Origin of the sequence: Marinicauda algicola, from assembly GCF_017161425.1 — a bacterium.
Taxonomy (GTDB): Bacteria; Pseudomonadota; Alphaproteobacteria; order Caulobacterales; family Maricaulaceae; genus Marinicauda; species Marinicauda algicola.
Genome location: NZ_CP071057.1, coordinates 2,272,450 through 2,287,043, shown reverse-complemented (window position 1 = coordinate 2,287,043; position 14,594 = coordinate 2,272,450). Strand labels below are relative to the sequence as shown.

The following is a 14,594-nucleotide window of genomic DNA, read 5'->3' as shown; positions in this document are numbered from 1 at the left end:
GACGCGATGACGACATGGTTCGGCCTTCCTTCGCGGCGACAAGCGCGGGGGAAGCAACCGGACTTTCAGGTCATGTCACCGGCAACCGCGACATTGGTTCTCGCTCTCGGCTTCGGGCCGGAAAGCTTTGCCGAGCCGTTTGAAGCCCCTTACGAGTACGCCCGCACGTTCGCCGAGTGCGCCGTGCTTCACGAGATGCGCGCCGAGACCGTGACCGGCGATGCAGTTCAGCGCGCGCAAGCCTATGCCCGGGCAAGCGATCTTCTCGCGCAGATGTTTGCCAACCAGGCGATCCATGATCCCGCGCAGCAAGAGGAAATGCTCGCGCGCTGGCGCGAACAGGCTATGGAGCGCTTCCGCTCTCCCGCAGGCCCTGCCTATCGCGCACAGGCCATGGAGACCTGTGGCGAGCTTATTGCTTGGCAAGAACAGTTCTTTGGCTATGCGGAAATCTATCTCGACAGCCTCGAATGAGGCGGCGAGACTCGTTCTCTGCGCGTACACCTCATTGAGCTCTTGAAGCCGCATTTTCAAAGCGGAGCCCCGAGCGCGCGGGAAAGCATACTTCCGCACGAAGGGAGGAGTTCCCTGCCATCCGGCGTCCCGAGCACTCCGAAAGGGGGGCTGGCCGGCCTCAGACAGATTTGCGGGTAGCGATGTGGGCAGGCGACAGTGCCGCCTCGGGCAAGCGCCTTACAATCCAATTCATTAAGAGAGAAGACTGGAGCGGGCGATGAGATTCGAACTCACGACCCTCACCTTGGCAAGGTGATGCTCTACCCCTGAGCTACGCCCGCTCGATGCGTCTTCGGGGCCCGGCCTCGCCGGGGAGGCGCGGTATATCGCCCATCGTGATCGCTTTGGCAAGCCTTCGCAAGGGCGGATTCCTGCAGTTTGTTCAGCTGGCTTGCAGGCGCGCGCGCGAGCGGGCAGGAAAGGGGCATGACCGCCGAAACCGCCCTGCCCAGGCCGCCCGCCCCGCCCGTCGACCGCGCGGGCCTGCTCGCCTTTCTCGACGCGCTGGGCATCGCGCACACCACGGTGGATCACCCGCCGGTCTTCACCGTGGCGGAAAGCGAGCAGATCAAGGCGGAGCTCCCCGGCGGGCACACCAAGAACCTGTTTCTCAAGGACAAGAAGGACAATCTCGTCCTCGTCTCGGCCCTGCACTCCACCGAGGTCGACCTCAAGACCCTGCACCGGCCGCTGGGCTGCGGGCGGTTCTCCTTCGGCAAGGCGGAGCTGCTGGAAGAGGCGCTCGGCGTGACGCCCGGCTCGGTGACCGCGTTCGCGCTGGTCAACGATCCGGACAGGCGCGTGCGCTTCGTGCTCGACGCCGCGCTGATGGCGCACGATATCGTCAACTTTCACCCGATGAGGAACGATGCGACGACCGCGATCTCGCGCGCCGGTCTGGTCAGGTTCCTGCGCGCGCTGGGGCGCGAGCCGGAAATCATGGACCTCACCGGCGGCGAACGCGGTTGACGTCACACGCACGCTTGCAACCGCACGCGCCCGACGCCAACTAGGCGGCAAGTTTCAGACCCACGAGGCAAGGAAGAGCACCATGTCCATTCTCGGTCCCGACGGCCGCCCGCAAGCGGCCGCGCCGTCCGCGCCTCAGCCCGCCCGCGAGGGCGCGACCTCCTCCCCGGCCGGCGAGCTGATCAGGGAGGGCACCGACCAGAGCTTCATGAAGGATGTCGTCGAGCCCTCGCGCGAGGTGCCGGTGCTGGTCGATTTCTGGGCGCCCTGGTGCGGGCCCTGCCGCCAGCTGACCCCCGTGCTGGAAAGCGCGGTGAGGAAGGCCGCCGGCGCGGTGAGGCTCGTCAAGATCAATATCGACGAAAACCCCGGCATCGCCGGACAGCTGCGCATCCAGTCGATCCCGGCCGTGATCGCCTTCCAGAACGGCCAGCCGGTCGACGGCTTCATGGGCGCCCTTCCCGAGAGCCAGATCCGCGACTTCATCGCCCGCCTGGCCGGCGATGTCGACAGCGGCGAGGTCGAGGCCCTCGTCGAGCGCGCGGAGGCCGCGATGGCCGAGGGCGATGCCGGCGGCGCGGCGCAGGACTTCGCGGCCGCCCTGCAGAAGGACCCTGAGAACGCGCGCGCGGTCGCCGGGCTCGCCCGCGTGCATCTGGCGGCCGGCGACGCGGACCGCGCGAAGGAGATCCTGGATTCGGTGCCGGAGACGAAGAAGTCCGACCCCGCGATCGCCGGCGTGCGCGCCGCGATGGAACTCTCCTCCGAAGTGGAGGGCAGCGGCGATCTCGCCGCCCTCCAGGCCGAGGTCGCACGACAGCCCGGCGATGCGGGCGCGCGCCTGGAACTTGGCCGGGCCCTGATCGCGTCGGGCGACCTGTCCGGCGCGGCCGACCAGCTGCTGGAGAGCATCCGCATCGACCGCGACCATGAGGAGGGTGCGGCGCGCCAGCTCCTGCTCAAGGTGTTCGACGCGGCGGGCCCGGCGTCCGAGCTCGCGAAGTCCGGCCGGCGCAGGCTGTCCTCGATCCTGTTCAGCTGAAGGCCGGCCGCAGCCGCGCCGCTCGCCGCGAGCGCCGGGCCGGCCTAGATTCGCGGCGGACGCAGCCTGAAGAAGGACCGCCATGAACGAGGCCCTCCGGCCCCCCGAGGAATTGCCGCTCTTCCCGATCCGGGGCTGCATCCTCCTGCCCGGCGAGCACCTGCCGCTGAACGTGTTCGAGCCGCGCTATCTCAACATGGTCGACGACGCCGTGGCCGCGCACGGATTTCTTGGCATCGTGCAGCCGCGCCGGGACGGCCCGCGCGACAGACCGCGCCTCGAGGCCGTGGGCTGCGCCGGCCGCATCGCCAGCCACGCCGAGACCGAAGACGGGCGCTATCTCATCGTGCTCGAGGGCGTGGCGCGCTTCGCGCTCGCCGCGGAGATCGACCGGCCCACGCCCTACCGGCTCGCCCGGGCCGACTATGCGCCCTTCGCCGGCGATCTCGCGGCGCCGGCGGGGCAGGCGGGGATCGCGCGCGAGGATTTCCTCGCCCTGCTGCAGCGCTTCTTCGCCCATGCCGGCCTCGAGGCCGACTGGGAGTCCCTTTCCGGCGCGCCGCTGACCCGCATCGCGGACAAGGTGGCCATGGCCGCCCCGTTCGACGCGGCGGCCAAGCAGGCCCTCCTGGAGGCGCCCGACCCGGTCGCCCGCCTGCGCACCCTGTCGGCGATGATGAGCCTGGCGCTCGACACCTCCGGCGGTCATCCCGGCGCCTGACGGCTTGGCGCGCCCGCGATGAAGGCGTAAGACAAACCCCATGAGCACCGATACCGAAAAACCGGCCCGGCCGCGCATCAGCGAGGTCGATCCCAAGCTTCTCGAAATCCTCGTCTGCCCGGTCACGCGCGGGCGGCTCGAATACGACCGCGAGGCGAACGAGCTGATCTCGAGATCGGCCGGCCTGGCCTATCCGATCCGCGAGGGCGTGCCGATCATGCTGCCCGAGGAAGCGCGCGAACTGGGCGATTGAGCATGGCTCGGCCCTGGCCCACCCGCCTCGCCTTCAGGAGTTCCGACCGGGCCCTGCACGCCACGTTCGACGACGGCGTCACCGTGCGCGTGCCCTACGAGCTCCTGCGCGTGGAAAGCCCGTCCGCCGAGGTGCAGGGCCACGCCCCCGACCAGAAGAAGCTCGTCACCGGCAAGGAACAGGTCGAGGTCACGCAGGCCGAGCCCGTGGGCCGCTACGCGGTGCGCCTGACCTTCTCCGACGGCCACAATTCGGGGATCTTCTCCTTCGACCTCATCCGCGAGCTCGGCGAGAATGCCGGCGAGCTGATGGCGGAATACCGCGCGAAGGTGGCGCAGGCGAAGATGGGGCGGGGGTAGGCGGGGCGGGCGTGAACTTTGCCCGCGGGGCTGTCGCTTCGCACGGACGGGTTCGCGCTGATTCTAGGGACGGGACGAGGAAACAGGTGTTTGTCCGGTGCTTCGAGCGCAGCGCCTGGCGGTTCAGGTCCCCGTCCGCATCCCAGCAATGGCTGATCTACCCTTCCGCCGAGCCGTCCCCCCACCAGCTGCTCCCGAAATACCGGGTCGCCAGCCGGCCCGTGTATTCCTGGTAGTAATAATGCCCGATCACCCCGTGGGTCGACAGCGACACCGTCGTCATCCGGTCCAGCGCGTCGCTCATTAGCCGAGGACCAAATGACCTGCGGGCTCTCGCACTGGATGGAGGAGAGCCGAAGATCACTTCACCACTGCGCCATCATTTTGATGATAGAATTCTTTCCACATCCAGGAAAGAATTCGCCTCATCAATAGCTATTTTGAATAACCTGTTTAGGTCCGATTTGCCGACCATAATTTTGAATTCTTGAAGGGAAAGTGGCGGTTCGTGCGGGACGATATACATGGATTGACCAAACCTATGAATCTTAAACGTTCTCCCAGTGTGGTCAAACACGAGATGGGGATAATCCGTAAACCAATATTCGACGTAATTCAGAATTCCTTCCTTGGATTCATATGCGGTGACATCGCCAGGAATCCGATCACCAATGCTATCGTTTAGAAACCACATTAGAATCGATCCCACCAGCTTTGGTCACCTTCTTTCCTTTCCCACGGCCGATGCCGGCCAATCCCTTGGCCGCTTCTCGGAATCCCGTCCGGACCAAGCTCACCTCTTCGATGATAGTGAGGCCATCTGCCATATGCATGCCCGGTGCGATTACCTGTGAGAGCAATGCGAAACCCGCTGGCGACCTGTCGAAAATTGGGGACCCACACCATTTTATGCCTAACCAGGGGCGGGTGACGCATCCTCGTGCGAACCCCCGTCCCGCGCAAGTTGATTTCGACAGCCTTCCGGACCGGCGCGGTATCGAGACATCCGGCCGAACCCGGAAATGGGTGTGTGTCCCCGTTTTCCGGAATAGTTCGATCTCGTTGCACCGTGACGGAGCCATCTGTGTTCTCCGTTCTGTGGTGGTGCTCCGTAGTCCGGATTATATCGTGAGCCTGCTCCCCCGTCGGGTCCGTCGCATTGAGCGGATCATTCCCGACATAGGCCTCTGTGAGTCAGGCTAGGCTCAGTCATCCCGTAAGCACGACGCCGACCGAACGGCAGCATCAGGAGCGCCCACCCGACCGGTCGGTTGGAATCAAAACAATGGTGGCGGTCAGATGAACAACGGCAACAACCAACGCGCCATATAGGGCTCGCAACCAGTTTTCCTGTACATATTGAATCATACTATCCACCCCTCCTGTCAAAAGCGAAACAAGCCCGCCAAGAACCGCGAAAATACCGATCAACTTGATCGCGAATATGATGGATCGGAGCCTATTTTTTAGAAGTATCGATGCGCTCATTGATTGAAATCCGACGGAAGGCAGCCCTCGGTGATCCGCTCCATGCCTTGATTAATACTTGCGCCGAGACGATCCGCAGGGGAAAATTGGGGACCCACACCATTTTATGCCTAACCAGGGGCGGGTGACGCATCCTCGTGCGAACCCCCGTCCCGCGCAAGTTGATTTCGACAGCCTTCCGGACCGGCGCGGTACCGAGACATCCGGCCGAACCCGGAAATGGGTGTGTGTCCCCGTTTTCCCGGGCGTGGAAGAAATTGACGTCCGGCCAGTAGATGCGCGTGCGATTACCGTTGAGGTCGTACTCGTAACGCATCTTGCCGGTCACCCCGGCGTGGCCCATGTCCTCCATGATCAGCCGGCCGCTGGTGTCATAGCTATTGAGCACGTACCAGATCGATCCGGCCGTGTCGCGGCAGCGCGTCGGATTGGCGGAGTCGACCGGCGTGCCCGCCGGCCATACTCCCGAACAGGTCTTCGCCCCGGAAATTGAGATGTTTCCCCAGATATTCCCAAGCTATTTGCGTCTCGAGCCCGGCGACGGTTAGGCCGGTGAGGGCGAGATAGTCCGCTTTTGCCGCTGCGATAGTGCAGCATGCCCACGAGGGTCCAATAGTGCCAGCACAGCGTATGTCCCTCTACCGCTCTCTAATCACGGCGTGAAAGGATTCACCCACCACGAAATGGCGACTACCTCCTGGTCCACAACCGCCAGACAGACCGAGGCTTTTCGCCATGAGTCATCGTAAAATTGATACCCATTGTAGCGATCTCGCTCAACGTAGGAGCATCGAACTTCCTCGCCATACGTCACCAGATTGAATCCCTTTTGCTGCAGTATTTGAAGTGCCTCATCAAATGAAGTGCCTATTTTGATCCCGAATTTCTTGCCTGATTCCCTGCTGCCTTCACTATTCAATCCGACCGCCGCCCGATTTAGCGCGTCGCTAAGGAAAATTGCAATAACTGCCAAGGCTGCGGCGGCAATAGTAAACAAGGCAATCTTCATTGGTTGTTCTCCGGTATCCTGTCCTCGTATTCGGCGCCGGGCGGGTTCGAATTAGGTGGTAGAGCTTGTTGGACATTCGGATTCGCCCGGTTGGCAACTGCCATTGCTGCCGAATTACTGTTGGCTCCATCGCTTCGATCATTCGGCACCATATCGTATTCGACCGGTCCCGGCTGCTCGATAGTTCCGAGTGTGGTGTCGACTGCTCTACCCGATGCGATTACCGCCTCATCTGAGGCATCAATCTGAGCGAAGGTAATTCCGGCATCTGCGGCAGCATCCGCTCCATCTCGAATGGCATTGAAAGCTGCTACGTCGTCCTCGTTGGTCCCGGTGGCCTGATTGCGACTTGCAGAATGGGAGACCAACTGTCCGTCTCTCATTTGGTCGGGGCCGTAGGAAAATCGTGCGACAACATCCCCCATCGGGCCGTCGGTAACTACCACGAACATATGGTCGCGGCCTGTATTGACGCCTAGGACGATAACTGGGCGCGAGACCAGATATGACTCTTCCCCCGTCGGATCCGTCGCATTGAGCGGATCGTTGCCGACATAGGTATAGAGGTTCATCTGATCCGCATACAGCACCGGGTCGGTCTCCAGGAACCTTCCGTGTTCGGGATCGTAATAGCGGGCGCGGTAGTTGTAGAGCCCGGTCTCCGCGTCGTAATAGCGCCCGGTATAGCGGTAGGGATTGCCGCTGGCGTTGAGCGGCTCCTCGATGCCGAACGGGGTGTAGACATACCGGTCGGTGACCGTGCCGGTCTCGTCGGCCATGCCGATCACGTGGCCGAGCCGGTTGGGGATGTAGTAGTGCAGCGCCGGCGAGGGACACGCCCCCGTGCCCGAGCTCGCGTAGGTGACCATCGCGATGCGGTCGTCCACCCCGGCGCCGGGGATGTAGCGGCGCAGCAGGCGCAGGTCCGGCCAGGCGTATTCGGCGACCGCCATGTCCCCGGCATAGGCCACGGCCATGCCCGCCCCGCCCGAGGCGAAGTCCTTCTTGCGCCGCCGGCCCTCCGCGTCGTACTCGTAGCTCACGCTCATGCCGGTCCGGCTCGCGGCGACGAGCCGGTTGTCGCTGTCGTGCGGGGTGGACAGGCCGTCATAGCCCGTCCGGTTGCCGTTGGCGTCATGGCTGAGCCCCGCCCCGCCCACGCTGACATACTGGTCGAGCGCGTTGGCGGTGCCGTAGGAGACGCTGAGCGCGCTTTGCGCCTGCAAGCGTAGATTCCTAAAAATTAATTGACTGTTTGACTGACGCCCAGGTAAAAGCGACCGAAACAATTTACATTTACTTCTTGAAGATAGCCATCAATGTTGTCTAATTCATCATGAACAAATAATTTACCTGGTTCAACGGATGATAATGTTAAATTAATTTCTGCAAATTCACTCTGTAGCGCCGTGATGTGCTCTTCCCACGAGGAATCCGCATACTCAGCATAATAAGAAACGAAATCACCAACATTGTTCAAATTTGACGCGCAATCTCGAATTGCATACCTATATGTCCATTTTTGACGAACGCCGACAGGTCGAATTCGTTCTGCAACAGGAAAATAGTAGAATCCATCGATAAAATTTATTTTATTTCCAAATATGTCCCAAAATTTTTCTATTGGCGAAATCTCTTGCATCGAGCGGAAAATGCGATAATCACTTGGGGACATTTTGATATAAATTCCATTGGAAATGAATTCTCCGCCTGTGCGAGGATATGTCTCACAATAAATCAAGTCACCGATCGAACTATCGCAATAAATCCAATACGATTGCTGTAATAAGTTCCCGAGGTTCCGAGATCCCTTTGGAACTCCCTCTGGTCGCAAGGGAAAGATATTCCCTATGATCGCGGCGGCGATAACTGCGGATAATATGAGAACGAATATCGCTGATCGATATTTCATCTCTAGCCCCAGGTTATTGCCCAGTCCGGAGCACGCCGATAACGCTCATTGTCCAATTTTCGGTCCCTCGTCCCCGGCCGCGTTCCCGGATCGCGTCGGGGGCAGCTTTCCACGTCGCGCGCCACCCCGGTGACCCGGTGCCCCAGGCTTCTCACCTGGTCTTCTAGATCGAGCGCGATCAGGAAATCGTCCTCCACGATGAGAATGTCGAGTTTCATTCGTCTTCATGGGGCGTACGAATGATCACCGAATATCCAGGCCCCCTGTCCTTCGTGGTCATCGTCGCTCCGAGCTGCTCGACGAGGCCTTCGATTATGCGCGTTCCCAGGCCAGGCGGTGCATCGACGGCCTTTCCCGGGCCGTTGTCGGCGACTTCGAGCAGCAGCTCGTCTCCATCCAGAAACGTTCTCACCTCGACGAGGCTCTCGCCGGTTTCGCTCAGGCCGTATTTCAGGGAGTTGGACACCAGCTCGTTCGTCAGCAGCGCCAGGGGTATCGCCTTGTCCGCGGACAGGCGCACTTGCGCCGGGTCGCACAGGATCCTGGCGCGCGCCGCGGCGACGTCACCCGCTGCGAGCATCTCGCACAGCTCGCGGAGATAGCTGCCGAACTGCACGCTCGCGACCTCGTTCGAGCGGTAGAGCATTTCGTGAACGGAGGTGACGGCGCCGACCCGCGCGGCTGCCCGTTTCAGCTGTTCGCGCGCGGCCTCGTCACCTGCCCGGCGCGCATCGATGTTGAGGATGCTGGAAACGAGTTGAAGGGAGTTCTTGATGCGGTGATTGACCTCGGCAAGAAGCATCTCCTTCTCGGCCAGCAGGCGGTCACGTTCGTCGACAGCCTGCGCCAGTTTCTCCTCGCGGCGTTTGGTCGGCGTGATGTCCATGCTCACGAGGAGGAAGCGGGGCAGCGCATCGCGATGGTCGCGCGCCAGCTCCCCCTGGGAGGAGAGCCATCGCACGCTGCCGTCTTGCTGCACCACGCGATGGGTGAAGGAAACGGGCGTGTGATCGGCCTTCTTCTCGGCCGCCTTGAATGCCGTTCGTAAGGTTTTCAGGTCGTCGGCGGGGATCGGTGCGAAGCACTCGTCCGCACTGAGCGTCCCCTCCCGCTCCGGCAAACCCTGCATCACGGAAAAGGCGCGGGAGACGTATGCCGTCTCGGTGCGCGGATCGTATTCCCAGAACGCGAGGCCCTGGAGTTTCTGGGCCGAGCGCAGGCGGATCGCCTGGTCCCGCTTCTGCAATACCTCGGACGTGACGTCTTCGACATGATGGAGCAGGGCGACGAGCTTGCCGTCCCGGATGACCGGGGCGTTGACCGGTTTCCAGTAGCGTTCCTCGAACCCTTCGCCATCATCGCCCGGCACCGGAATATCGTATTTCTGAACGGCCATTGCGTGTGGCCGGCCGGTCTTGCGCACGGCTTCGAGGGAGCGGCGCAGATTGCGCACACCGTCGGCGGCACTGTCATTCGGATTGTCGGGAAAGGCCTCGAACAGACCCGTCCCGACGATCCTGTCCCGACTGGTTCGCGTGAGTTCAAGATAGCGCTCGTTCACATCGACGATGACGAAGTCCAGGTCGAGGAGCAGATAGCCATGCGGGGCGGCTTCGAAAGCCGCATCGCGAAGACCGTTACCGCAGTTCGGCAAGTCGGGGCGGGGCATCGATCGCTCTCCTGTGCAGGCGCGGCCATTGAAGCAGACATTCGACCGGGCCGGGCCGGCAATTTCAGTAGACCGCCCGGTTTCGTGACCCGATCCCTGCAAGTCACAGCGCCGCGAACTTCTCCCCCGCCTGCTCCGGCATCGTAGAGTCGGGCCTGCCGTCACGGCGCCGGGGCCTGTCCGGGCGCGTTCGAACAGGGGGAGTCCCATCTCTCGCGCCGGCTGCCTGCCCGCCCGATCCTCCCAGCTCTCTCACGGGCCCGGAGCGTCCGGATTCCGGACAATCAAGGGGATGGGAAGGACGGCAGTCGTAGTAGGAGTCGATTTCGGCGATTTTCGACCGGGGGATAAGTGCGCGCACGGCGCGCGGGCGGGCCGGGGCCTACGCCACGCCTTCGCCATCGGCATCGGCCTCGCTCTCCGCCTCCGGCTCCAGACGGTGTTCGGGTGCGAGATCGGCCATGAGCGCCTGTATTTCCTGGAGCTTCTGCGCGCTTTCGGGCATCGCGGCTTCCCTGCGTCCCATCTCCGAGGACAGGAGCCGCATGGCCCGCGCCTGGGCGTCGCTCATGCAGCGTCCCTGCGGCAGCATGCCCTGCGCGGCGAGCTTCAGGAGGGCGCCGGCGCGGCTGAGGGCCGGCTGGGGCGAGGCGGCGATCTTCTCGATGATGCCGCTGGCTTCCAGGACCTTCAGGCCGAGCGCGTCGAACGCCTCGGCCATTTCGCCCTTGTCGGCCTGCGGGAAGGTTCCCGCCAGCGCGCGGGTCTGCAGGCGGGAAAGCCGGGCGAGGCGTTCCAGCGGCTGGCCCGGACCCCGGCAGAACCAGACCTCGCAGGCATTGCCGGCGAGCTTGGCGCGCACATAGCTCGCGAGCTTCTTCTTGTTCATCTCCCCGACGAGATTGTCCTCCATGGAGAGCAGGCGGGCGAGTTCGTCGGCCGGGGTCTCGGCGCCCTTCAGCGCCTCCTCGATCGCTTCGGGCGCGAGCAGGCGGGCCGAGCGATGGGTGAACGCCTCGACCAGCGCGTCGGGATGCAGGTTCGGGCCCGAGGCCGCGATCAGGCGCATGGCGAGCGCACGCGCGAGCGCGATCTCCTCCATCACGCTCTTTGGCTTGAACCGCTTCGGGCTCCGCAGCGCGGTCAGGATGCGCGCGGCGATCTCCCCGTGCGTCGCGGGCAGGCCCTTCGCCTTGAACTTCGCCGCCAGGCGCCTGGCGCTGTCGGGGGCGGCGGCCAGGTCCTCCGCAGTGGGGCGGCCCTCGTAGATCGTCGTCAGGCGCACGACCTCCTCGCCGGGGTCCTTCGGCTCGCCGAGTACGGCGCGCATCGCGCGCTCGAAGGAGAGCAGCTCGGCGAGGAAGGCGTCCGCCTGGGCCTCGGCGAACTTCGCCGCTTCCGGGTCGGCGGGCATGTCGTCGAGCATGTCCAGCAGCCGCTCGGCCTTGGCCGGCATGCCCGAGCATTCGGCGAGTTCCTCGGCGATCGCGGTGCGAAGGCGCTTTTCCGCGCTGCCTTCGGCGACGATTTTCTCGGCCAGCGCGGCGAAACTCGCGGCCTTCGGCGTCTTCGCCTTGCGCGAGGCCTCGCGGCGGGCCTGGTCGATCCCCTTCTGCACCAGCTCGGTCAGGAGGCGCACATAGGCGTGCACGGAGGCATCGGTGTTCTGCGCGCGCGCCACGGCGATCTTCTGGATGGCGTGCTGCAGGTCGGTGTCGCTGGAATCCAGCTTCTCGATCATGTCCGGCCGGTAGAGCAGCTCCATCGGGCAGATCTGGTGGCGTTCCAGCCACGGCCCGAGCACGCGGCGCGTGGTCTCGCGCGCGGCGGGACCGGCGAGATCGGCGGGCGTCAGGCAGGGCAGGGTGGCCTGGCCGGTCTTCTCGCGGACCTCCTCGAACTTCTCCGGGCCGGAGTGGAAGATCGTCACCGAGCGGAAGGTGCGCGTCGCCTCGTCGAAATCCTCGCGCGTGACGCGAACCGACGCGGACGGGTGCAGCGCCCTCAGCTGCTCGGCGATGGCGAGCGCGTCCTCGCGGCGCTCGCGCGCATCGGACAGCGCCCAGCCGGCCTTCTTGTGCTTCTTGAAGAACACCTCGAAATGGGTGTCTCGACCGGCCATGCTCCACCCCCGGAGACAATCAGAGCGCGGCGAGCATGACCGGGCTTGCTTAACCGGCAGTCAACGCGGACTTTGCGGCGCGCGAAACGCCCGATAAGGTCTCGAGCCGAACAGCCTGCCTGACGCGGAGCCGCCATGACCACCATCGCCCTGGTCGACGACGACGAGAACATCCTGACCTCGGTCTCCATCTTCCTGGAGGGCGAGGGCTACAACGTGCGCACCTTCACCGACGGGGCCGCCGCCCTGTCGGCGCTGAGCGACAACCCGCCCGATCTGGCCATATTCGACATCAAGATGCCGCGCATGGACGGGCTGGAGCTTCTGCGCCGGGTGCGCCAGAGCTCGAACATGCCGGTGATCTTCCTGACCTCGAAGAACGAGGAATTCGACCAGGCGCTCGGCCTCGATCTCGGCGCGGACGACTACATCACCAAGCCGTTCTCCCACCAGCTCCTGGCCAAGCGGGTCAAGGCGGTGCTGCGCCGGGCGCAGCCGGAGTCGGCAGCCGGGGGCGCGGCCGCGGAGGGCGACCAGAAGACCATCACGCGCGGCTCGCTCACCCTCGACCCAAACCGCCACGCCTGCATGTGGAACGACAGGCCGGTGCGCCTGACCGTGACGGAATTCCTCATCCTGCAGTCCCTCGCCAGCCGGCCCGGATACGTCAAGAGCCGCGACAATCTGATGGACGCGGCCTATGACGACCAGGTCTATGTCGACGACCGCACCATCGACAGCCACATCAAGCGGATCCGGAAGAAGTTCCGCCAGGTCGACGACACCTTCGATGCGATCGAGACCCTGTATGGCGTCGGATACCGATACAAGGAATCCTGACCGGATCGGCGCGCTTCTTCGCCGTTCGCTCGCGGAACTCCGCGCGCTCGTCACCTCGCGCATCTTCCGGCGCATCTTCCTGCTGCACATGCTGGCGCTGGTCTGGCTGGTGGCCGGCATCTTCCTGATTGCCGAGAACCGGCGCGGCCTGGTGCAGGCGAAGATGGATTCGCTGTCCGCTCAGGCGGGCCTGATCGCCAACCTGCTGGTGGAGACCGCGGTGGAAGCCGCACCCGAGCCCCGGCTCGACCGGGAGGCGGCGCGCGAGGTCCTCAGGCGCCTGTCGCGCATCTACGTGCCCGAGGAAACCCGCGCGCTGATCTATGACCATGAGGCCCAGCTCATCGCCGACAGCCGGCTCATCGCCGGTGCCGTGGGGGTGGAGGAGCTGCCCCCACCCGGCGAGGCGGGGCTGGGCGAGGCCGCTGGCGGGCTGGTTCAGGCGATGTGGTCCGGCATCCAGAACGTCGCCCGCGACGAGTCCGAGCGCGAGGCACTGCGGCGCAGCGCGCTCGACGAGGCGCGTCTGGCGATGCAGGAGGGGCGCGCCGTGCGCGGCGTGCGCCGCGGCCCCTCGGGCGAGCTCATCGTCTCGGTCACCCTGCCGATCCAGCCGATCCAGGCCGTGGTCGGGGCGGTGACCTTCGAGTCGTTCGATCTCGACGCGCTGATCGCCGCAGAGCGCCGGGCCATCCTGCCCTATATCGGGTTCGCGGCCCTCGTCACCTTCCTCTCCGCGCTCGGGCTGACGGTGTACATCGCCTGGCCGATCCGGCGCCTTGCCGACAAGGCCAGGGAGGTGCGCCTCGCCGGCGGGCGACGTGTCCCGATCCCCCGCCTGGCGAACCGGAAGGACGAGATCGGCCATCTCGGGCGCGCCTTCGCCGACATGACGACGGCGCTCTACGACCGGCTCGACGCGATCGAGAGCTTCGCCGCCGACGTCAGCCACGAGATCAAGAACCCGCTGACCTCGATCCGCTCCGCCGCCGAGGTGCTGCCCAAGGCCCCCGACGCAGAGCGCCGCGACAAGCTCATCCGGGTCATCCAGCACGACGTGAAGCGGCTCGACCGCCTGGTCACGGACATCTCGAACGCCTCCCGCCTGGACGCCGAACTCGCGCGCGACGACCTCGCCCTGATCGATCTCGACCGCTTCCTGCGCGATCTGATCCGCGGCTACGACCCCGAGCGGACCGGTGCGCGCGGGGTTCGCGTCAGGGTCGAGGGCGAGCCTTCCCCGGTGCTGGTTCACGCCCACGAGGGCCCGATCGGCCGCGTCTTCCTCAACCTCGTCGACAACGCGATCACCTTCTCGCCGGAGGGCGGGGAGGTGCGCGTGCGCATCGAGCGCGCCCCGCTCGGCCGCGGCACGGCGGCGACGCGCCCGCCGGTGCGCGTGAGCGTCGAGGACGAGGGACCCGGCATCCCGCCGGACAATCTGGAGACCATCTTCCAGCGCTTCTACACCCAGCGCCCGCAAGGCTCGGCCTTCGGCAGCCATTCCGGCCTCGGCCTGTCGATCTGCCGGCAGATCGTCGATGCCCACGGCGGGCGCATCTGGGCGGAGAACCGGCGCGGGCGCGGCGGCGGAGTGGCAGGGGCACGCTTCGTGGTCGAATTGCCGCGCGCCGGACGCTGATGCACTGCAACATGAACCGACTTCAGGGCTAGCCCCGGCGCGTCATTGCCGC

Annotated in this window: 14 protein-coding genes, 1 tRNA gene and 1 pseudogene; 8 read left to right on the top strand and 8 right to left on the bottom strand. The window is 64.6% G+C overall.

Annotated features, from left to right (window positions below):
• Window positions 1–72: 72 nt before the first annotated feature.
• Window positions 73–474 carry a hypothetical protein gene (locus JW792_RS11300; RefSeq protein ID WP_135995741.1) on the top strand — a complete coding sequence of 134 codons (402 nt, stop codon included), beginning with the start codon at window positions 73–75 and terminating at the stop codon, window positions 472–474.
• A gap of 248 nt (window positions 475–722) precedes the next feature.
• Here JW792_RS11300 and JW792_RS11295 read toward each other — a convergent pair.
• Window positions 723–797: transfer RNA gene (locus JW792_RS11295), tRNA-Gly, on the bottom strand.
• A gap of 145 nt (window positions 798–942) precedes the next feature.
• Here JW792_RS11295 and JW792_RS11290 point away from each other — a divergent pair.
• The 5 genes from JW792_RS11290 (at window position 943) to JW792_RS11270 (ending at window position 3,860) form a co-directional block, all read left to right on the top strand.
• Window positions 943–1,485: a prolyl-tRNA synthetase associated domain-containing protein gene (locus tag JW792_RS11290; protein ID WP_135995742.1), complete on the top strand. Its 543-nt coding sequence runs from the start codon at window positions 943–945 to the stop codon at window positions 1,483–1,485.
• Between the two features lie 82 nt (window positions 1,486–1,567).
• Complete coding sequence (gene trxA / locus JW792_RS11285; RefSeq protein WP_135995743.1) at window positions 1,568–2,527, top strand: thioredoxin; 960 nt, start codon at window positions 1,568–1,570, stop codon at window positions 2,525–2,527.
• An 82-nt stretch (window positions 2,528–2,609) separates the two neighbouring features.
• Window positions 2,610–3,248: an LON peptidase substrate-binding domain-containing protein gene (locus JW792_RS11280; RefSeq protein ID WP_135995744.1), complete on the top strand. Its 639-nt coding sequence runs from the start codon at window positions 2,610–2,612 to the stop codon at window positions 3,246–3,248.
• Window positions 3,249–3,288: 40 nt separating this feature from the next.
• The gene (locus JW792_RS11275) at window positions 3,289–3,501 is read left to right on the top strand and encodes a Trm112 family protein (RefSeq protein WP_135995745.1); all 213 of its coding nucleotides are present in this window, start codon (window positions 3,289–3,291) and stop codon (window positions 3,499–3,501) included.
• A 2-nt stretch (window positions 3,502–3,503) separates the two neighbouring features.
• Window positions 3,504–3,860 (top strand): gamma-butyrobetaine hydroxylase family protein, encoded by a 357-nt coding sequence (locus JW792_RS11270; protein WP_135995746.1) that lies wholly within the window; start codon window positions 3,504–3,506, stop codon window positions 3,858–3,860.
• Window positions 3,861–5,319: 1,459 nt separating this feature from the next.
• Here JW792_RS11270 and JW792_RS11265 read toward each other — a convergent pair.
• From JW792_RS11265 to JW792_RS11235, 7 genes and pseudogenes are all read right to left on the bottom strand, one after another.
• Complete coding sequence (locus JW792_RS11265) at window positions 5,320–5,736, bottom strand: hypothetical protein (RefSeq protein WP_135995747.1); 417 nt, start codon at window positions 5,734–5,736, stop codon at window positions 5,320–5,322.
• A gap of 264 nt (window positions 5,737–6,000) precedes the next feature.
• Window positions 6,001–6,357, bottom strand: a complete 357-nt coding sequence (locus JW792_RS11260) for a hypothetical protein (RefSeq protein WP_135995748.1) — start codon at window positions 6,355–6,357, stop codon at window positions 6,001–6,003.
• On the bottom strand, window positions 6,354–7,583 hold the full coding sequence (locus JW792_RS11255; RefSeq protein WP_135995749.1) for an RHS repeat-associated core domain-containing protein: 1,230 nt from the start codon (window positions 7,581–7,583) through the stop codon (window positions 6,354–6,356). The genes JW792_RS11260 and JW792_RS11255 overlap by 4 nt, the downstream gene beginning before the upstream one ends.
• 17 nt (window positions 7,584–7,600) lie before the next feature.
• On the bottom strand, window positions 7,601–8,269 hold the full coding sequence (locus JW792_RS11250; RefSeq protein ID WP_135995750.1) for a hypothetical protein: 669 nt from the start codon (window positions 8,267–8,269) through the stop codon (window positions 7,601–7,603).
• Window positions 8,270–8,385: 116 nt separating this feature from the next.
• Window positions 8,386–8,493: pseudogene (locus tag JW792_RS17230) on the bottom strand (response regulator); the annotation flags it as partial.
• Window positions 8,484–9,938 carry a sensor histidine kinase gene (locus tag JW792_RS11240; protein ID WP_206340784.1) on the bottom strand — a complete coding sequence of 485 codons (1,455 nt, stop codon included), beginning with the start codon at window positions 9,936–9,938 and terminating at the stop codon, window positions 8,484–8,486. The pseudogene JW792_RS17230 and the gene JW792_RS11240, both read right to left, overlap by 10 nt.
• Before the next feature lie 382 nt (window positions 9,939–10,320).
• Window positions 10,321–12,060, bottom strand: a complete 1,740-nt coding sequence (locus JW792_RS11235) for a hypothetical protein (protein ID WP_135995753.1) — start codon at window positions 12,058–12,060, stop codon at window positions 10,321–10,323.
• Between the two features lie 135 nt (window positions 12,061–12,195).
• On the opposite strand from JW792_RS11235, the gene JW792_RS11230 reads away from it, so the two are divergent.
• Window positions 12,196–12,900 (top strand): response regulator transcription factor, encoded by a 705-nt coding sequence (locus tag JW792_RS11230; protein ID WP_135995754.1) that lies wholly within the window; start codon window positions 12,196–12,198, stop codon window positions 12,898–12,900.
• Window positions 12,869–14,542, top strand: a complete 1,674-nt coding sequence (locus JW792_RS11225) for a stimulus-sensing domain-containing protein (protein WP_135995755.1) — start codon at window positions 12,869–12,871, stop codon at window positions 14,540–14,542. The genes JW792_RS11230 and JW792_RS11225 overlap by 32 nt, the downstream gene beginning before the upstream one ends.
• The last annotated feature ends 52 nt before the right edge of the window (window positions 14,543–14,594 follow it).